Source organism: Nonomuraea sp. NPDC052116 (genome assembly GCF_040680035.1).
GTDB classification, from domain to species: domain Bacteria; phylum Actinomycetota; class Actinomycetes; order Streptosporangiales; family Streptosporangiaceae; genus Nonomuraea; species Nonomuraea angiospora_A.
Genome location: NZ_JBFAWA010000007.1, coordinates 383,707 through 401,139, shown reverse-complemented (window position 1 = coordinate 401,139; position 17,433 = coordinate 383,707). Strand labels below are relative to the sequence as shown.

General features: G+C 70.1%; 17 protein-coding genes. 10 read left to right on the top strand and 7 right to left on the bottom strand.

All coding sequences use genetic code 11. The features are described 5' to 3' along the window. The first annotated feature begins 38 nt into the window (after window positions 1–38). Window positions 39–1,163, top strand: a complete 1,125-nt coding sequence (locus tag AB0L65_RS16675) for a sensor histidine kinase (protein WP_364245744.1) — start codon at window positions 39–41, stop codon at window positions 1,161–1,163. Between the two features lie 614 nt (window positions 1,164–1,777). Continuing rightward, window positions 1,778–2,416, top strand: coding sequence for a response regulator transcription factor (locus AB0L65_RS16670; RefSeq protein ID WP_364245742.1), 639 nt, complete (start codon window positions 1,778–1,780; stop codon window positions 2,414–2,416). A 242-nt stretch (window positions 2,417–2,658) separates the two neighbouring features. Here AB0L65_RS16670 and AB0L65_RS16665 read toward each other — a convergent pair whose 3' ends face one another. The 3 genes from AB0L65_RS16665 to AB0L65_RS16655 are packed head-to-tail and all read right to left on the bottom strand — an operon-like array spanning window position 2,659 to window position 5,159. Beyond that, window positions 2,659–4,341, bottom strand: coding sequence for an MFS transporter (locus tag AB0L65_RS16665; RefSeq protein ID WP_364245739.1), 1,683 nt, complete (start codon window positions 4,339–4,341; stop codon window positions 2,659–2,661). A 39-nt stretch (window positions 4,342–4,380) separates the two neighbouring features. Then, a complete protein-coding gene (locus tag AB0L65_RS16660; protein ID WP_364245736.1) occupies window positions 4,381–4,671 on the bottom strand; it encodes a hypothetical protein in 291 nt (96 codons plus the stop codon). A 35-nt stretch (window positions 4,672–4,706) separates the two neighbouring features. After that, on the bottom strand, window positions 4,707–5,159 hold the full coding sequence (locus tag AB0L65_RS16655; RefSeq protein WP_364245733.1) for a carboxymuconolactone decarboxylase family protein: 453 nt from the start codon (window positions 5,157–5,159) through the stop codon (window positions 4,707–4,709). Window positions 5,160–5,256: 97 nt separating this feature from the next. On the opposite strand from AB0L65_RS16655, the gene AB0L65_RS16650 reads away from it, so the two are divergent. After that, the gene (locus tag AB0L65_RS16650) at window positions 5,257–8,031 is read left to right on the top strand and encodes a BTAD domain-containing putative transcriptional regulator (protein ID WP_364245731.1); all 2,775 of its coding nucleotides are present in this window, start codon (window positions 5,257–5,259) and stop codon (window positions 8,029–8,031) included. Window positions 8,032–8,038: 7 nt separating this feature from the next. Here the strand turns inward: AB0L65_RS16650 and sigJ are convergent, their stop codons facing one another. Then, entirely contained in the window at window positions 8,039–8,971 is a 933-nt protein-coding gene (gene sigJ / locus AB0L65_RS16645) for an RNA polymerase sigma factor SigJ (protein ID WP_364245728.1), read from the bottom strand. A gap of 144 nt (window positions 8,972–9,115) precedes the next feature. On the opposite strand from sigJ, the gene AB0L65_RS16640 reads away from it, so the two are divergent. Together AB0L65_RS16640 and AB0L65_RS16635 are read left to right on the top strand one after the other, a co-directional pair. Continuing rightward, window positions 9,116–9,502: a hypothetical protein gene (locus tag AB0L65_RS16640; RefSeq protein ID WP_364245726.1), complete on the top strand. Its 387-nt coding sequence runs from the start codon at window positions 9,116–9,118 to the stop codon at window positions 9,500–9,502. A 33-nt stretch (window positions 9,503–9,535) separates the two neighbouring features. Next, window positions 9,536–10,186 (top strand): helix-turn-helix domain-containing protein, encoded by a 651-nt coding sequence (locus tag AB0L65_RS16635; RefSeq protein WP_364245723.1) that lies wholly within the window; start codon window positions 9,536–9,538, stop codon window positions 10,184–10,186. Here the strand turns inward: AB0L65_RS16635 and AB0L65_RS16630 are convergent. Next, on the bottom strand, window positions 10,183–11,025 hold the full coding sequence (locus tag AB0L65_RS16630; RefSeq protein ID WP_364245721.1) for an oxidoreductase: 843 nt from the start codon (window positions 11,023–11,025) through the stop codon (window positions 10,183–10,185). The two genes, AB0L65_RS16635 and AB0L65_RS16630, sit on opposite strands and share 4 nt — an antisense overlap. A 100-nt stretch (window positions 11,026–11,125) precedes the next feature. On the opposite strand from AB0L65_RS16630, the gene AB0L65_RS16625 reads away from it, so the two are divergent. Together AB0L65_RS16625 and AB0L65_RS16620 are read left to right on the top strand one after the other, a co-directional pair. Beyond that, window positions 11,126–11,677, top strand: a complete 552-nt coding sequence (locus tag AB0L65_RS16625; RefSeq protein WP_364245718.1) for a TetR family transcriptional regulator — start codon at window positions 11,126–11,128, stop codon at window positions 11,675–11,677. A gap of 259 nt (window positions 11,678–11,936) precedes the next feature. Then, complete coding sequence (locus AB0L65_RS16620; protein WP_364245715.1) at window positions 11,937–12,362, top strand: organic hydroperoxide resistance protein; 426 nt, start codon at window positions 11,937–11,939, stop codon at window positions 12,360–12,362. A gap of 26 nt (window positions 12,363–12,388) precedes the next feature. On the opposite strand, the gene AB0L65_RS16615 is transcribed toward AB0L65_RS16620, so the two are convergent. Further along, window positions 12,389–13,270, bottom strand: coding sequence for a DMT family transporter (locus AB0L65_RS16615; protein ID WP_364245712.1), 882 nt, complete (start codon window positions 13,268–13,270; stop codon window positions 12,389–12,391). Window positions 13,271–13,424: 154 nt separating this feature from the next. Between AB0L65_RS16615 and AB0L65_RS16610 the strand changes: the two genes are divergently transcribed. Both AB0L65_RS16610 and AB0L65_RS16605 read left to right on the top strand, forming a co-directional pair. Then, complete coding sequence (locus AB0L65_RS16610) at window positions 13,425–14,051, top strand: DUF3105 domain-containing protein (protein ID WP_364245709.1); 627 nt, start codon at window positions 13,425–13,427, stop codon at window positions 14,049–14,051. After that, window positions 14,048–14,665 (top strand): DUF305 domain-containing protein, encoded by a 618-nt coding sequence (locus AB0L65_RS16605; RefSeq protein WP_364245706.1) that lies wholly within the window; start codon window positions 14,048–14,050, stop codon window positions 14,663–14,665. The genes AB0L65_RS16610 and AB0L65_RS16605 overlap by 4 nt, the downstream gene beginning before the upstream one ends. Window positions 14,666–14,694: 29 nt before the next feature. On the opposite strand, the gene ilvA is transcribed toward AB0L65_RS16605, so the two are convergent. Further along, the gene (gene ilvA / locus AB0L65_RS16600) at window positions 14,695–15,945 is read right to left on the bottom strand and encodes a threonine ammonia-lyase IlvA (protein ID WP_364245703.1); all 1,251 of its coding nucleotides are present in this window, start codon (window positions 15,943–15,945) and stop codon (window positions 14,695–14,697) included. A 328-nt stretch (window positions 15,946–16,273) separates the two neighbouring features. On the opposite strand from ilvA, the gene AB0L65_RS16595 reads away from it, so the two are divergent. After that, window positions 16,274–17,200, top strand: coding sequence for an alpha/beta hydrolase (locus AB0L65_RS16595; protein WP_364245700.1), 927 nt, complete (start codon window positions 16,274–16,276; stop codon window positions 17,198–17,200). Window positions 17,201–17,433 lie beyond the last annotated feature (233 nt).

The following is a 17,433-nucleotide window of genomic DNA, read 5'->3' as shown; positions in this document are numbered from 1 at the left end:
CCGATTCGCTCGCGGTCGTTCCTCGATAGCGTCGAGCCGTGAACCTGCTCGTCCGGCGGCCCCCGCACTGGCTGCTCGTTCTCGCCGACACCGTGGTCGCGGTGCTGCTCGCGCTGGGGTCCACGACGGATCCGGAGGGCCTGGCGGTGAGCACCGCGTCGGTGCTGATCTGCTGGCTGCTCGCGGTGCCCGTGGCGGTGCGGCGGATCTGGCCGGTGCCCGCATACTACGCTGCGCTCCTGGCCGGCCTCCTTCTGCTCACGGTACAGGTGAATCGGCTGATGATGGTCGGGGTAGTGGCCTTGACCATTTACCTGGTGTCGGCCACCCAACCGGTGCGGCGATCGGCGATCGCCCTCGTGCTGGGCCTGCTCGTCACCGGAGGCGCTCTGCTGACCTCGGTGATGGGCGTACCGCGAGTGAACGGCTGGCCGGATCCCGTCTTCATCGTCGGGGCGGCCTGGCTGGTCGTGGGAGCCGGCTGGAGTCTCGGTACGGCGGCGCGCACCCGCCGAATGTCCGCCGCGCGCGAGGCCAAGATGCAGGCCGAGAAGGCGGTGGTCGACGAGCGCCTGCGGATCGCCCGCGAGTTGCACGACGTCGTCGCCCATTCGCTGAGCATGATCACCGTCAAGGCGGGGGTGGCGGCCAAGGTCCTGGACAAGCATCCGGAGGAAGGGCGCGAGGCGTTACGTGCCATCGAGCAGATCGGGCGCGGCTCGCTCGTGGAGATGCGCCAGTTGCTCGGCGCCCTGCGTTCGTCCAGCAGCGCACCCGAGAGCACGCCGCTCCCCGGCCTCGCCGATCTGCCGTCCCTGGCACAACGCGCGGCGGAGGCCGGTGTGCAGGTCGAGCTCTCGGTGAGCGGAACCGTGCCCGACAGCATGGGGCTGTCCGTCTATCGCATCGTTCAGGAGGCGATCACCAACGTCGTCAGGCACGCCGCTCCCGCCCATTGCCGGGCCGGCGTGTCGGTCGCCGACGGGTTGTTGAAGATCTCGGTGGTCGACGACGGGCCGGGGCAGCGAGTGCTGCCGGGCAAGGAGGGCGGGCACGGTCTCGCGGGGATGCGGGAACGGGCCATGTTGTACGGCGGCACCTTCGAGGCCGGACCTCTGCCGGGGGGTGGGTTCGGCGTACACACATCATGGGAGATCCCGTGACCTACGTGACTCACTCCGGCCGCGCGGCACCCCGAGACCTCGACGCGACACGACGGCCCGCGACCACACGCCCCCGCCGCTGGCCGCCGCGTGGCCGATGCGGCCCCGCGATCGACGTGCCCTCATGGTCGGCGCGATCCCGTGGGTAGTGCGCTGCGGTCCCGTGGGCGGTCCTGCGCTCGGCGGGGTCCCGTGGTCCGTGCGGTCCTGTGGTCGGTGCGGTTCGGTGGCTGGCGTGCCTCGTGGCCAGTGCGATCCTGTGGTCGGCGCAGTCTCGTGGTCGGTGCGATCATGTTGCTGGTGCGCTCCCGCTGCTGGTGTGGTCGTGCGGCCGATGCGACATCGTGGGCGGCCGGTTGCGGGAGATTTTCGTGTACGACTCCGCCTCTCCGGGAAGGTATGGGGCTTTACCAGCTGGCCGGCGACGTCGTTCGAGGTCGGTGGTTTCGCGCGACGGGGATGGATGGATGCGGGAGTGTCTGATATCAAGATCGCGGCCCGGGAGCCGGTGTCCGTGGTGTTGAGTGGCGCAATGTGGGAGGCAGAGAACTGGGCAGAGCGTCAGCGGACCTGGTGTTGAGCCTGCTCGTGGTGGGTGTGTTGTGGGGGATCTCTTGATTCGAGTGCTCGTCGCCGACGATCAGGCACTGCTGCGTGGCAGCTTCCGTTTGCTGATCGACTCGGAGGACGATCTCGTCGTGGTCGGGGAGGCGGCCGACGGACGCCAGGCGGTGGCACTCGCGCGGACGGAGTCACCCGATGTGGTGCTCATGGACGTCAGGATGCCGGAGATGGACGGCATCGCCGCGACCCAGCAGATCGCCGGGGATACCCGAGTACTCATTCTGACCACGTTCGACCTCGATGAGTACGTTTACGCGGCGTTGCGTGCGGGCGCCAGCGGGTTCCTGCTCAAGGATGCGCCCCCTGACGATCTCCTGAGGGCGATCCGGGTGGTCGCGTCGGGCGAGACGTTGCTTGCGCCCAGTGTCACCACGCGATTGATCGCGGAGTTCGTACGGCGGCCGGCACAGCGGGTCTTTCACGGGCTCGGCAACCTGACGGATCGGGAGCGGGAGGTGCTCACCCTCATCGCCCACGGTCTGTCTAACGCCGAGCTCAGCATCCAGCTCCAGCTGAGCCCCGGGACCGTGAAGACGCACATCGGCCGCTTGCTGGCCAAGCTGCAGGCCCGAGACCGCGCCCAACTCGTCATCGCCGCCTACGAAGCCGGTCTCGTCAGGCCGGGTTAGCGTCCGCGCCGGACGCGGTTGTTGCTGGGTGGTGGTGCTGGGGTCTTTGTGATTGGCCTTGGCGAGCTGGGTTGGTCTACGCGTCTGAAGTAATTATTGGCGGGTGGTGGTGCCGGGGTTTTGCGGTTGGCCTTGGCAAACCTGGTTGGCGTACCCGTCTGAAGTGGCTATCGGCGGATGGTGGTGACGGGGTCTCTGCGGTCGGCCTCGTCAAGTCGGGTTGGCGTACGCGCCAGATGCCGTTATTGGTGGGTGGTGGTGCCGGGAGCTCTTCGGCTGGTCTCGACAGCGGTCTGGCCGCGGGTTAGGACGGTTGCGGCTGCGAGCGGCACCAGGAGCAGGGTGAGGAGGCCCGAGACGACCAGGCCCGTGTCCGTGCCGGTCAGTTGGATGAGCGGGCCGCCGGCCACGAGGCCCAGTGGGGCCGCGATTGTTGACCCCGTCGTCCAGAGTGTCACCACCGGCTGCTGTTCGCTGGGCCGCAGGTCTGACTGTAGGAAGCTGTACGCGACGGGGGTGAACGGCGCCCAGACCAGGCCGCCCAGGGCGAACACGATCATCGCGGCGGTCAGGTTGTCCGCGGCGGCCAGGGCGATCGGGCAGAGTGCCCACAGGCCGATGATCGTGATGAGCAGATGGCGCTGGGGGAGGCCGCGCATCAGGTTGACCAGGGCGGCACCCGCGATCGCGCCGACGCCCAGGGCGCTCCAGAGCAGGCCGAGGCCGGACGCGCCGCTGTGCAGGGTGCCCTGGACGTACAGGGGGAGTGCTACCTCGACCGGCATGTAGAGGAAGTTGAAGAAGAACACCACGACCAGCAGCCGGGCCGCCACGGGGCGGCGGCGCAGGACGCGCCAGCCCGACTCGTCCTGCCGCGCGTGGGTGGACTCCTCCGACGGTGATTCCAACCGCGACTCCGGCGGTGACTCCGACTCCGGCCACGGCTCCGACCGCGACTGCGGCTCGGACTGCGGCTCTGACCGGTCCGGCTCTGATCGACCCCGCTCTGACCGGTCCGGCTCTGACTGCTCCGACCACGGTTCCGCCTCCGACCGTGGCTCCGGCGGTGATTCCAACCGCGACTGCGACTCCGACTGCGACTCTCGCCATGGCTTCGGCTGTGGCCTCGACCGCGACTGCGACTCCGATCGCGGCTCTGACCGCTCCGACCCCAGCGGCGGCGACTCCGACCGCTCAGACTTCGACTGCGGCTCCGGCCGCGGTTTCGACTTTGGCTTTGACCGCGACGGCGGCTCCGATCGCGGTCGTGACTGTGGCTCCGACCCCGCCCGTGGTGCCCAGCGCAGTACGCAGGCCATCAGGAGCAGTGCACCGCACGCGTCGACGAACAGCACCGCGCCCGGTCCATCGGCCGCCACCATGAGCCCGCCGGCCACAGGGCCCAGGACGTAGAGTGCGACGTTGCTGTTCAGGCCCAGCAGTCCGTTGACGCCGTACCGTTCCGACTCGCTCGCCATCGAGGTGACGAGCAGACGACGACCGCTGGCACCGGCCATCCGGAAGGCCGCGCCCAGCAGCAGCCCGCTGACCAGTACGGGCAGGCTGAGCCGGTCGGTCACCGCGGCCAGGCCCAGGCCGGTGAAGGTCAGCGCCCGCAGCACGCAGTCGGCGAGCAGCAGGGTGCGGGGCGGTGTCCGGACCCGGCCCAGGCCGATGCCGAGCGCCAGGATCGTGGACAGGACGAACGGGGCCGCCTCCACCATCCCGACGGCGATCGCCGGAGGTATGTCCCCGTGGATGCGCAGGGTCTGCACGGGCATGGCCACGAGGATCATGCCCGTGCTGATGTTGGCCAGCAGGTCGCCGAGCAGCAGCCCGGCCACGCGCTTGTCGCGCAGCACGTCACGGTACGAGCGGTTCGAGCGGTTCGTCGTCGTGGATGAGGTGCCGGCCGAGTTGGACACGTGGTGGACTCCTCGTCAGTGGGCGAGCCGGAGCGCGGCTCAGTGCTCGTCGACGAGCAGGCCGTTCAGGGCGGTGGCGTCCTTGGTGAGGGACATGGTCAGCGGCGCCTCCGGGAAGGTGGGCAGGGCGGCGAGCGCGGCGCCCAGCTGCTCGGCGCTCTCCCAGTGCCAGGTGTCGGTGTACGTGTCGTCGTCGAGCCGGATCAGCACGGTGCGGGTGAGCCCGGGGTGACCCTTCCGGACAGTCGCGATCAGCGACCTGCGGCGGGCCAGGAACTCCTCCAGGTCGGCCTCGGGGACGGAGTAGCGGTGCGAGCGGACGGCGGACATGTCGGTGTCTCCTTCTGTACGTGTGAGCAGGGGGCTTACCAGGTGCCGGCGACCTGCCGGATCGGGGCGTTCAGGCGGTTGAAGAGGTTGGTGACGGCGGTCATCAGCAGGATCGAGGCCAGCTGCTGCTCGTCGAAGTGGTCGGCGGCGTTGTTCCAGATCTCGTCGGAGACGGCGTCGTCGCGGTCGGCCAGCCGGGTCGAGGCCTCGGCCAGCTCCAGGGCGGCCCGCTCGGCGTCGGTGTAGTACGGAGCCTCGCGCCAGGCGGCGATCAGGCCGATGCGGTCGTCGCTCTCGCCGAGCTTGCGCAGGTTCTTCAGGCCGGCGTCGACGCAGAAGCTGCAGCGGTTGATCTGGCTGACCCGCAGGTGGATCATCTCCATGAGCTCCTGGGGGAGGCCCTGCGACTGAGCGGCCTTCATCACCTGCATGATCGGCTGCATCGCGGCGGGGATGAGCGTGGCGGGGTTCTTCATCCGGGCTTCCATCGTGTTCTCCTCTGTCGCGGTTCGTGTGAGATCAGAGTGTCTGCCCAGGTTGATACATTCGCGATGCGTGCACGATGCGAAGGTGATGGGGGACGAAATGCTGCGATTCACTCTTCTCGGCCCCGTCCAGATGATCGTCGACGGCGCGCCGCTGACGGGCATCGCCCCACGTCACCGGGCTGTGCTGGCCTACCTTCTGCTCAACGCCGGCCGGGTGATCAGCATCGAGCGGCTGATCGACGCGATGTGGGGCTACGACCAGCCCGACACCGCCCGGTCGCAGATCCATGCCTCGATCACCGCGATCCGCAAGGTGCTGCGCGGAGCGGGGGCCGTGAATCTCCTCGAGACGCGTGCCGGCGGCTATGTCGCGCAGCCGGAGTCCGGGCAGGTCGACGCGCAGGAGTTCACCGAGCTGGCAGCCGCGGGTGAGCTGCGCAAGGCCCTGGAGCTGTGGGGCGGCGAGGCGCTGGAGGACGTGCACGCGCATTACGTCACCGGCGTCCGCGAGCTCTGGAACGACCGGCGGCTGTCGGTCTACGAACGCCTGGTGGAGGGCGAGCTCGCCGCCGGGCGGCACGGCGAGCTGCTCGACGAGCTCGCCGCCCAGGTGACCGCCAACCCGCTCCGCGAGAAGCTCAACGGCCACCTCGTCCTGGCCCTGCACCGGGCGGGGCGGCAGGCCGACGCCCTGGCCGCGGCGCGTTCGTACCGTACGGCTCTGGCGGACGAGCAGGGGCTGGATCCCGGGCACGCCTTCATCGAGCTGGAGCGGGCAGTCCTGGCGGACGATCCGGCGTTGCGTCTGGCCGGCGCGGCGCCGGTGGTCGCGGGTCCGCCGCGTCGCTCCACGTTCCTGCCGTACGACATTCCCGATTTCTCCGGACGTACCAGCGAGCTGGACCGGCTGATAGGAGAGGTGGGCGAGCAGCACGGGCCGGCGGTCGTCACGATCGACGGCATGGCCGGGATCGGCAAGACCACGCTCGCCGTACACGTGGCCCATCGGCTGGCCGCCCGCTATCCCGACGGCCGGCTCTTCATCGACCTGCAGGCCCACACCGCGGGCCGGGAGCCGCTCGACGCCGCCGCCGCGCTGGAGGCCCTGCTGCGCCAGCTCGGGGTGCCCGCCGACCGCATCCCGGTCACGCTGGTCGAGCGGAGCGCCCTCTGGCGCGCCGAGCTGGCCGATCGCCGCGCGCTCGCCGTGCTGGACAACGTTCTCGACGCCGAGCACGTACGTCCCCTGCTGCCGGGACACTCCGACACCCTCGTCCTGATCACCAGCCGGCGGCGCCTGGTCGACCTGGACGGCGCCCACGCGCTCTCGGTCGACGTGCTGGGCGAGCAGGACGCCGCCGAGCTGTTCGAGCGGATCGTGGGCGAACGCGCCGGCCGTGAGCCGGAGGCCGTACGCGAGGTGCTGCAGCTGTGCGGGCATCTCCCGCTCGCCATCCGGATCTCGGCCGCCCGCCTCCAGCACCGTCCGCGGTGGACCGTGTCCTACCTGGCGGGGCGGCTGCGGGACCATCGCCGGCTCCTGGACGGGGTGTCGGCGGCCTTCACTGTGTCATATGAGCAGCTCGACGAGGCCGAGCAGCGCATGTTCCGCCTGCTCGGGCTGGCGCCGGGGCGCGACATCGACGCCTGCGGAGCGGCGGCGCTGGCGGGCATCCCGGAGGACGAGGCGGAGGAGCTCCTGGAAGGCCTCCTCGACGCCCACATGCTCCTGCAGTTCGAACCGGGCCGCTACACCTTCCACGACCTGCTCCGCGAGCACGCGCGCTCGATCGCCGAGGACGACGGCGAGGTCCTGCGACTGCTCACCTACTACCTGCACCGCGCTCGGGCGGCGATGGACCGGCTCTACCCGTACAGCGTCGGCCAGCGGGAGGGCATCCCCCAGCCGGCCGCACCGATCGCGCCCATCCGGGACGCCGCGGAGGCGATCGCCTGGCTCGACGCCGAACGCTCCAACATCATCGCGACCGCCGTCCACGGGCCCGAGATCTGCGTCGGCATGCTGGCTCTGACGATGCGCCCCCTCCTCGACCGGCAGGCGCACCACGACGACGCGCTCACGCTGCACACCCTGGCGCTGCAGCGCAGCCGCAAGTTCGGCCACCGCGAGTTCGAGGAGCGGGCGCTCGCCGACCTGGCGTGGACGTACTGGCGGCTCGGCGAGTACGAGCGCGCGGAGGAGCACGCCCACCAGGCCCTCGACGCGTGTGAGGAGGCCTACGAACGCGCTCGGGCACTGCTCACCCTGGGCAACGTGGCCCTGCGCCGGCGCCAGGACGAGCAGGCGGAGCAGTACCTGGAGCAGGCGCTCGACCTCACCCGGATCGGCGCCGACACCTGGGGCGAGGCCAACGTGCTCGGCATCCTCGCCTTGGCCCTCGACCGGGCCGGCCGCCCGGAGGAGGCCCGGCGCCATCTCGACCTGGCACTGGCGCTGCACCGCAAGGTCGGCAACCCGGCAGGGGAGGCGATGATCCTCAACCACCTCGGCGTCGTCCTCCGGCACCAGGGCGAGCTCGCCCAGGCCCGCACCCGCCACGAACAGGCCGCGGCCCTCTACCGCAGGCTCGGCAACACCACCGACGAGGCGGCCGCGCTCAACGGGCTGGCCGAGGCGGCGGACGACCCGGCCTGGGCGGTCGGGGAGCACACGGCCGCGCTCGTGCTCGCCGACCTGGCCCGCAACCGCCCGGAGCAGGCGCGTGCTCACGACGGGCTGGCCCGCGCGCACCTCGCGCTCGGGCGGGCGGAGCAGGCCTGCGAGCATGGACGGGTGGCCCTCGGCCTGTACGAGGAGCTCGGCGTTCCGGAGGCCGGGGAGGTTCGCGCCTTCCTGGAGCACACCGGATGAGCGGGTCCTAAGGCTGTGGCTGCGCCGTCCAGGGCCGGAGCTTCTCGGGGTTGCGTACCGCCCAGATGTGCTTGATCCGGTCGCCCGTGACGTCGAACGCCGCCACCGTCACCGTCACGCCGTCTAGCTGGGCCACCAGACCGGGCTGACCGTTGACCGTACGCTCCAGGATCGTCAGGCCGGGGGACATTCCGGCGATGGCGAGGAGGTAGCGGGCGATCTGCTCGCTGCCTTCGATCGGGTGGAGGCCGGCGCTGACGAGGCCGCCGCCGTCGATGACCGCCGTGGCGTCGGGGTCGAGGAGGCCGATGAGGGCTTTGATGTCCTTGGCTTCCCATGCCCGCTTGAAGTCGCCGACGATGCCGGGCCGGGCCGCCGGAGCCGCGGGAGCCTGTGCCTCGCGAAGACGACGGCGTGCCGAGGAGGCCAGCTGGCGGCACGCCACCGGCGTACGGCCGACGATCTCCGCCACTTCGGCGAAGGAGTAGCGGAAGACGTCGTGCAGGATGAACGCCACGCGCTCGGCCGGGGTCATCGACTCGAGCACGACCAGGAAGGCCATGTTGATCGACTCGTCGAGGGTGATCCGGTCGGCGGGGTCGGTCATGGCGCCGCCCGGCCGCGCGCTGATCCACTCCGTACGGTCGGGCAGCGGCTCGGGGATCCATTCGCCCACATAGCGCTCGCGCCGCGCGCGTGCCGAGCCGAGCACATCGAGGCAGATGCGGCCGGCCACCTTCGTCAGCCAGGCGCCGGGGGAGTTGATGGCCTGCTGCTGCTGCGGGGTCATGGCGTACCAGCGGGCGCAGGCCTCCTGGACGACATCTTCCGCGTCGGCAAGGGAGCCGAGGAGGCGGTAGGCGAGATTGATCAGCTGACGCCGCTCGCTCATGATCACGCTCAGGCTCGGGTCGAGCCCTGGCTCGGATGGGGTGGTCATGGTGTCGCCTGCTCCTCGATCGTTTCCGCCCTCACCCGGACAGACGAGACAACTTCCCGGAACGTGAGGTCGCCGCACCTCACATTCCCGGCGGTCGTGTCGTCGGACAGCCGAGACACCGGGATCGAGAAGGGAAGCCCCGACATGTCCACACCCACGAACCTCAGGTTCCTGCGGATCGCGATCACCCTGCAAACCTTGGCCGTCTTCGTCCAGGCGATCACCGCCGGGCTGCTTTTGTCCTTGCCCGGGGGTGGGGCACTGCACAGTGCTGGAGCATACGCGACGTTCGTCGTGACCCTGCTGCACCTGGTGGTCTCGATCTTGGTCTGGCGGCCGGGCGGCGGCTCGCCCAGGCCCATCTGGTACGCGGCCGGCTTCTTCGTGGTCACGTCGGCGCAGATAGCGCTGGGCATAGCGCACGTGAAGACCCTGCACGTCCCGTTGGGCGTCCTGATGTTCGGCATGAGTGTCATTCAGCTCGGCCGGATCTGGGACGGCCGCCGCACCCGCGTGGACGCCACCGCGTGATTCTGGAGCGTGTGCTCGGTTATCATAAGGGGTATGCCTCGCCCTCGAGTTCATGATCTCGACCGGTTGCTGGACGTCGCCGAGCAGTTGGTGGCCGATGGCGGCCCGGAGCGGTTCACGGTGCGAGCGCTGGCGGCGGCCGCCGGGGTGTCGAACGGGGTGATCTACCACGCGTTCGGGTCGTTGCCGGTGCTGCTCGGGCGGCTGTGGCTGAGGGCGGCGGGAGATTTCCTGGATCTCCAGGTCGAGCTGGCCGACGCGGTGCAAGGGGGCGACCGCGAAGCGGCAGTCGAGGCGGTGGCGGCGGTGGCGAGCGTGCCCGCGGTGTTCGCCGACCGCCGGCCCGCCGCCGCTCGGATGCTCGTGGCGGTGCGTCGTGACCAGCTGTTCGGTCCCGAGGTGCCGCAGGAGCTGGCCGAGGAGATGTTCGCCCTGGACAAGCGGTTGGTGGCGCTGCTGACCCGCCTGTCGCGGGCGCTGTGGGATCGTGCCGACGGGGCGAGCGTCGAGGTGGTGACGCTGTGCGTGGTCGACCTGCCGACCGCTGTGTTCCGGCGGGCGCTGGCGGCCCCGACCGCGGACGGCCGGCCCGTGATCGGGACTGACAGCCGAGAACGGCTGACGGCCGCGGTCCGCGCGGTCCTCGCGCTACCGCCCCCGCCCCACCCCCGCGGCGGTGACTAGCGTTCGTCGGCGGGGTAGTCGGCCGAACGGCTGACATCGGCCCATTTCTCGGTTTCGGCGGCACGGAGCTCGGCGGCCTTCTGGGCGGAGGCGACGGCGTCGCTGCCGAGGAGGAGCCGCCTGGGCGGGTCGTCGTGGCCGACGACGTCGATGATGATCCTGGCGGCGCGGGCGGGGTCGCCGGGCTGGGTGCCGTCGGTGTCGCGCCGGTAGCGGTGGATGACGCCCACGGTCTGCTCGTAGTCGGGGCCGACGGGGTGGATCTCCATGGAGGGCCCTTGCCAGTCGGTACGGAACGCGCCCGGCTCGACGATGACGACCTTGACGCCGAAGGGCGCGACCTCGTTGGCGAGCACTTCGGAGAAGCCTTCGACGGCGAACTTCGCGGTCTGGTAAGCCCCCATCCCGGGAGTGCCGCCGACGCGCCCGCCGATGGAGGAGAACTGTACGAAGACTCCTGATCGCTGGGCGCGCAGGACGGGCAGGGCGGCCCGGGTGACGTTCACCACGCCGAAGAGGTTGGTTTCGAGCTGGGCGCGGAAGTCGTCCTCGGCCATCTCCTCGATCGGCGCGCTGTTGCCGTAACCGGCGTTGTTGACGACCACGTCGAGGCTGCCGAAGGCGTCGGTGGCCTCCTTGACCGCCCGGGCGGCCGCGGCGGCGTCGGTGACGTCGAGCGCGACCGCCCGGATCCGGTCGCCGTGGCGGGCCACCAGGTCGTCGAGCTGCTTGGGGCTGCGCGCGGTGGCGATGACCCGGTCGCCCGCTTCGAGGACCGCTTCGGCGAGGTGGCGGCCGAAGCCGCGCGACGATCCGGTGATGAGCCATGTCCTGGCCATGGGTGCTTCCTTTGGTCGGCATTGCCTAACTGCCTCATCAATGTAGCACTTATAAAACTAAGCTCCGCGTTAGTGCGGCGGAAGGGGTATCTTGGGACGGGTGAGAGCAGACGCGACCCGCAACCTCGAACGCGTCCTGAGCACAGGCGCCCGCATGCTCGCCGACGACCCCTCGGCGACCATCGCCGCCATCGCCGTGGCGGCGGGGGTGGACCGCCGCACGGTCTACCGCCGCTTCGCCTCCCGCGAAGACCTCATGGCCGCCGTCTACGGAGCCCGCTACGACGCGGTCGAGAAGGCCATCGAGGCGGCCAGGCTACGCGAGGCCCCGGTCGAGGTCGCGCTGCATCGCTACGTCGAGGGCATCATCGCCGTCAACCGCAAATGGCCCGTGGAAACGAGCCGCATGCTCCGTGAGGAGACGCTCCACGAGCGCCGCCGCGGCCTGATCGACGAGGTCGACGCCTTCCTGCGGCGCGCCACCGACGAGGGGCTGCTGCGCTCCGACCTGCCGCCCGGCTGGGTGGCCACGATCCTGCCGCCGCTGCTGGTGCACGCGGCCGAGGACCTTTCCGAGCTGAGCGCCGCGCAGGCCGCCGACGTCGTGGTCGACACACTGCTGCGCGGCGTCGGCCGTACGGCACGGTCCTAGGCGCCGCCTGCAGACGACCGAGCTGCTCAGGCCGGCCGCGATGTGTCACGTGCGCTCAGCCTTCCGTGGCGCCGGACGGGACCGCGAGCGCGGCACGCGTCTGGGCGAGACCACCACCTGGAGGCAGAGCTGTGGGCCGAGCCTGTTCCGCCGCCATGGCCTGTCACCGGCTTGACAGGTGACGGAAGGCTTTGCCAATATCGTCACCACTTGAACCGGTGACGCGCCATGTGTCCCCGGAAACCTTGAAGGGAAAGCCATGGCTGTCAGCTACACCGGAGTCGTCACCGTCACGGGAGAAGGCCGCAACGGAGGCCGGGTCCAGGCCGACGACGGCCTCCTCGACACCACGCTCGCCATCCCGAAGCAGCTCGGCGGCGCGGGCGGGGCCACCAACCCCGAGCAGCTGCTGGCCGCGGGCTGGGGCTCCTGCTTCCTCGGCGCGGTCAGAAGGGCGGCGGCGGAGCGCAAGATCAGGCTGACGAGCACGGCCATCACGGCGGAGGTGACCCTGCACCACGGCGACGACGGCGAGTTCGGCCTCAGCGCCGTGCTCAACCTGGAGCTCGGAGGCGTGGACCAGCGGACGGCCGACGAGCTCGGCGCCGCGGCCCACCAGATCTGCCCCTACTCCAAGGCGACCCGCGGCAACATCCCGGTCACCATCAACACGAAGGCCGCCTGACGCGGAGGACCCCGCCGAAGCGGAGATCATCGCTCCTTCCGGTGCTGACCCTGGAGCACGGGCTGCGCGGGCTTGGCCAGGAACGGGGACCGGCCGAGGATGACGATGCCGGTCACCATCGCGACCAAACCGGCCACCTCACCCGCGATCGCCGCCGGGGTGACCTGCAGGCGTTCGGCGAAGATCGCCACCCCCAGCACGATCCCGCAGATCGGCTCCGCGACCGTGGTGGCCGGTAGCGAGATCTGGAGCGGGGCGGCGTCGAACGCGCTCTGATTGAGGAGCAGCCCCACCACGGCGACGCACGGCAAGACGTACAGCTGCCAGGTCGTGAGCATGTTCGGCCCGTGGTCCAGCGTGAGCAGGGAGCCGCGGGTCAGTACGTCCTGCAGGCCGTACAGCACCCCGGCGGCGGCCGCCAGCAGGATCGCCTTGACCTTCAGGCTCCGCCGCAGACCGAAGAGGACCAGCGCCCCCGCGACCACGACCACCGGGAGCGCCGCGAGCCACCGTATGGAGACCGGATCGGGGAGGCGGCCACCCTGGGGCCTTCCGGCGAACAGGAACAGCGCCACTCCTCCGCTCACCAGCAAGGCGCCCAGTTGCAGCGTGCGGCCGAACGGTTCCTGGTAGATGACATGGGCCGCGGTCAGGGCGAACAGCAGGTTCATCGCGAGAAGCGGCTCCACCTGCGACACGTCCGCATACCGGAGCGCGATGGCGCCGAGGATCTGGCCGCACACCATCAGCCCGATCCCGGCCAGCCACAACGGCATGCGCATGAGGTCGAGCAGGAGGCGCGGGTGAAGCATCTCCTCCAGCGGCTCACGGTACGCGGCGTGCTGCTGGGCGACGAAGCCGATACCCAGAAGGCACGCCGCCCCCAGAGAGACGATGATGACGATCACCAAGGGTGACGGTCTCCGATGTCCTGTTCGACAGGAATGAGCACCCCGTTCCGCTTCCCCGGACGCCGACTCTGTAACTGAGTGCACCAGCGGCTCTTACGACCTCTGTATTCGACATGCGGTAGAACTTCTACGCAACGTAGAAGCGCGCGCAATGAGAGGCAGTCGAATGGGCGACAAGCCGCAGGGCACGATCAAGGAGCGGCTCTCCGCGCTGCAGGCTCAGCAGCGGCGACAGGAGAGACGGCGCCGGATCGCCGTGATCGGCGTCTCCGTGACCGGGGTCGGCGCGCTGGCCGCGGCGGTGACGGTGTTCTGGCTCGAGGACCGTGCCCGTACGTCCCTGGACGCGGTGCAGACGGTCAACGTGACGCAACGCAACCACACCAGCAAACCGGTCACGTATCCGCAGGCGCCGCCCGTCGGCAGCGATCACTCCCCGGCCTGGCAGAACTGCGGCGTCTACACCGATCCGATCCGCAACGAGAACGCGGTCCACAGCCAGGAGCATGGAGCGGTCTGGGTGGCCTACCGTCCGGGACTGCCCAAAGAACAGCTCGACATGCTGCTCGACCAGGCCAGGGGACGCGACTTCGTCCTCCTGTCCCCCTACCCGGGCCTGTCGTCCGCGGTCGCGCTCAACTCCTGGGGCAAGCAGCTCAAACTCGACAGCGCCGACGATCCGCGACTGCCGGTGTTCCTGCGTACCAACATCAACGGCTCAGGCACGCCCGAGCCGGGGGCGACCTGCACCGGCGGGGTCGGGGAGCCGTCCGCATGAGGCTGCCGGCCGTTCTGCGGCGGCGTCGCGTGCTGGTGCCCGCGACCGCCGCGCTGGCGTTCGCGGTGGCCGTCTTGGGCCTCGCACTCCTCTACCCCCGGCCGCCCGCGGACACCTCGGTGGAGGCGGGGTTCGCCCGTGACATGCAGGCTCATCACGCGCAGGCCGTCCAGATGGCGCTCATCGTGCGGGATCGCACCAGCGATCGCGAGGTCAGGACGCTCGCCTACGACATCGCGACCACTCAACAGCAGCAGATCGGGCAGATGTACGCCTGGCTGGACATGTGGGGCCTGTCCCAGGCCTCGCTGCAGCCGCGCATGGCCTGGATGGGCCAGAGCCACCACAACACGAACAAGGCCATGCCCGGCATGGCCACCGCGGCCCAGATCAAGGAGCTGGAGCAGGCCGACGGCAAGGACGCCGAAGTGCTGTTCCTGCGCCTGATGATCCCGCACCATCAGGGCGGCGCGCAGATGGCCCAAGCGGCCGTTCAGAGCAAGCAGCCCCAGGTCAGCCGCATGGCCGGCGCCATCCTGGCCGCCCAGAAGGCCGAGATCGACCTGATGCGGCGCATGCTGGCGGCGCGCGGCGCCTCCGAGACCTCGGCCTGACCGCACGCGTGGCCCGCGGGCACGGGACGTCAGAGGAGGAACGTGAACAGCGGCGAGCCCGGTGGGATGCGCTCCACCGTGAGCGGGCTGGCCTTCATCCGGGACAGGAGACTGTCGAGGTCGCCGGCCCGCTCGAGTTCGATGCCGACGAGCGCCGGGCCGGTTTCACGGTTGTTCTTCTTGACGTACTCGAAGACGATGATGTCCTCGCCCTCTCCCAGAACCTCGTCCAGGAAGTGGCGCAGGGCGCCAGGGCGCTGCGGGAAGGTCACCAGGAAGTAGTGCCTCAGCCCGATGTGCACAAGAGAGCGCTCCAGCACCTCGTTGTACCGGCTGACGTCGTTGTTGCCGCCCGACACCACGCACACCACCGGCCCTCCGGAGGAGGATGGCAGCAGCTCACGGGCCGCGGCACCCGCGAGAGCTCCGGCGGGTTCGGCGATGATGCCGTCGGTCTGGTAGAGATCCAGCATCTCGGTGCACACCGCACCCTCATCGACCGCCACGACCTCGTCGACCAGGTCCTTGACCAGGGGGAACGTGACGTCTCCCACCCTCCCGACGGCGGCGCCGTCCACGAAGGTGTCCAACTCGGGCAGGGCGAGAGGCTCGCCGTGGTCGAGGGCGGCGCGCATGCTGGCCGCTCCGGCGGGTTCGGCCCCCACGATGCGGGTGTTGGGTGAGTGCTCGCGCAGCCAGACGGCGATGCCGCTGATCAGGCCGCCTCCACCGACCGGGACGACCACGGTGTGCGGCGCCTCCCCGCACTGCGCCAGGATCTCCAGGCCGACCGTGCCCTGCCCGGCCATCGTCCTGACGTCGTCGAACGGATGCACGTAGATGGCGCCGGTGTGCTCGCTGTCGGCGTGCGCGGCGCTGCTCGCCTCGTCGTAGGTGCCGCCGCCGACCACGACCTCCACCCGGTCGCCGCCGAGCGCCGCGATGCGCTCGCGCTTCTGCCGTGGCGTGGTGGACGGGACGTACACCCGGCCGTTGATCCCCAGACGGGCGCAGGCGAACGCGACGCCCTGCCCGTGGTTGCCCGCGCTCGCGCAGACCACGCCGCGCCGCCGTTCCTCATCCGTGAGCGAGGCGATCAGGTTGAACGCCCCGCGCACCTTGTACGAGCGACAGACCTGCGCGTCCTCGCGCTTGAGCAGCACCTGACCACCGAGCATGTCGGACAGCCGCTGGTTCGGCTCCAGCGCCGTGTGGCGTATGACCGGCCGCAGCCGTTCGGCCGCCTGACTGATCAGCCCGGCGGTGAGGCGGTCGGTCATGCACACTCCTGGCACAGCGGTGGATCAAGAAAGGTCGTGTCGTGGTGGCCATGGCCGCAGCCGAACGGGCGATCACCGGGAACGGCGCCCGTCGCCGGGCGAGCACTTCGGCCACAACGATCCCACCCGGCCATGCTATTCCCGCGGCGCCCGCCTCTCAGCCGGTCACAGCCGAGGCGACCCGCCCGCGGCCGTCCAGTTGTGCGCTTGTCCCCCGTGCGAGCTACCGGCGAATGTCCACCAGGTGGTGACGATTCCGGGGCTGTCGATTCCATAGCGTTACGTCATGGCCGCAGCAATTCGGTCATTTCTCTGACTGGAGGACATCATGCTCCGCACGTTCAAGGCATCCGCTGTGGCCGTACTGTGCTGCACCGTGGTGGGTGTGGGACTCGCCGGTACCGGGAGCGCCGCGGCGGCGGACTGGGACCCTTTCGCCTCCACCAAGGCAGAGGACTGGGACCCCTTCGCCTCCACGCCGCGGAAGGGTGATCCGTTCTCCGGCACCAAGAAGATCGAGGTCGGCGGCCGGTCGGTGAACGTGTCCTGCTCGGGCGACTTGGCGGAGGGCAAGCCGGTCGTCGTCCTGCTGCACGGCGGGGGTGACGCTCTGGACAAGATGGCTGCCCTGCAGAAGACGCTGAGCGCGAAGAACCGGGTGTGCTCCTACGACCGGCTGGGCGCGGGCGGCAGCGACCAGCCTGATGGGCCGCAGGACTTCGCGAGCACCGGCAAGGTCCTGACCGGGGTGCTCGACCGCATCGCCGGTGACAACCCGGTCGTCCTGGCCGGGCACTCGCTGGGCGGGCTGATCGCTGCCAGGTACGCCCCCGCGCACCGGGACAGGGTCAAGGGCCTGGTCCTGATGGACGCCACACCCTCGACCATGGTCGCCGACATCTCCAGGACGATCCCCGCCTCCGCCAAGGGCCCGGCGGCCGAGGTGCGCGCACAGAACCTCGCGATATTCCGGGGAAAGAACCCGGAGAAGCTGGTCATCACCGACGGCAAGGTCCGTTCTGCCGGGAAGATCCCGGTCAAGGTGATCCAGCACGGCAAGCAGTACCTGGCGGCCATCCCCACGTACGGGCCGAGCCTGGAGCGGGCGTGGACCGCGGGCCAGCGCAGGTGGCTCGGCCTGTCCACCCGGAGCAAGCTGAGCACCGCCAAGAACAGCGGGCACTACATCTACCTCGACCAGCCCGAGCTCGCCGTCAAGGCCATCGAGCTCGTCACCTCGCAGGCCGCGCGCTGAGCGACCGGCCGAACGCCTGCTCAACCTTCATCCACGCGGCCCCGACGCCTCACCATGGCGCCGGGGCCATGGCAGTTCAGTTTTGACGTAACGCTTTTTGCCAAGTTCTCTGTCGCACGTTGTGACGGAATGGAAGGCGATCTTCGCCGGGTATTGACAGCCGCCGCATCGTTGATGACACTTTGGTCGAAACACAGCGGAAACCTGCATGTTATAGCGGAGCGCTCGCCGGT

What these genes read in the sequence shown, in the direction of transcription:
- AB0L65_RS16660 (WP_364245736.1), bottom strand. Translation starts at nt 4,671, where the DNA reads ATGTCCGCCGTCCGCTCGCACCGCTACTCCGTCCCCGAGGCCGACCTG.
- AB0L65_RS16655 (WP_364245733.1), bottom strand. Translation starts at nt 5,159, where the DNA reads ATGGAAGCCCGGATGAAGAACCCCGCCACGCTCATCCCCGCCGCGATG.
- AB0L65_RS16650 (WP_364245731.1), top strand. Translation starts at nt 5,257, where the DNA reads ATGCTGCGATTCACTCTTCTCGGCCCCGTCCAGATGATCGTCGACGGC.
- sigJ (WP_364245728.1), bottom strand. Translation starts at nt 8,971, where the DNA reads ATGACCACCCCATCCGAGCCAGGGCTCGACCCGAGCCTGAGCGTGATC.
- AB0L65_RS16640 (WP_364245726.1), top strand. Translation starts at nt 9,116, where the DNA reads ATGTCCACACCCACGAACCTCAGGTTCCTGCGGATCGCGATCACCCTG.
- AB0L65_RS16635 (WP_364245723.1), top strand. Translation starts at nt 9,536, where the DNA reads ATGCCTCGCCCTCGAGTTCATGATCTCGACCGGTTGCTGGACGTCGCC.
- AB0L65_RS16630 (WP_364245721.1), bottom strand. Translation starts at nt 11,025, where the DNA reads ATGGCCAGGACATGGCTCATCACCGGATCGTCGCGCGGCTTCGGCCGC.
- AB0L65_RS16620 (WP_364245715.1), top strand. Translation starts at nt 11,937, where the DNA reads ATGGCTGTCAGCTACACCGGAGTCGTCACCGTCACGGGAGAAGGCCGC.
- AB0L65_RS16610 (WP_364245709.1), top strand. Translation starts at nt 13,425, where the DNA reads ATGAGAGGCAGTCGAATGGGCGACAAGCCGCAGGGCACGATCAAGGAG.
- AB0L65_RS16605 (WP_364245706.1), top strand. Translation starts at nt 14,048, where the DNA reads ATGAGGCTGCCGGCCGTTCTGCGGCGGCGTCGCGTGCTGGTGCCCGCG.
- ilvA (WP_364245703.1), bottom strand. Translation starts at nt 15,945, where the DNA reads ATGACCGACCGCCTCACCGCCGGGCTGATCAGTCAGGCGGCCGAACGG.
- AB0L65_RS16595 (WP_364245700.1), top strand. Translation starts at nt 16,274, where the DNA reads ATGCTCCGCACGTTCAAGGCATCCGCTGTGGCCGTACTGTGCTGCACC.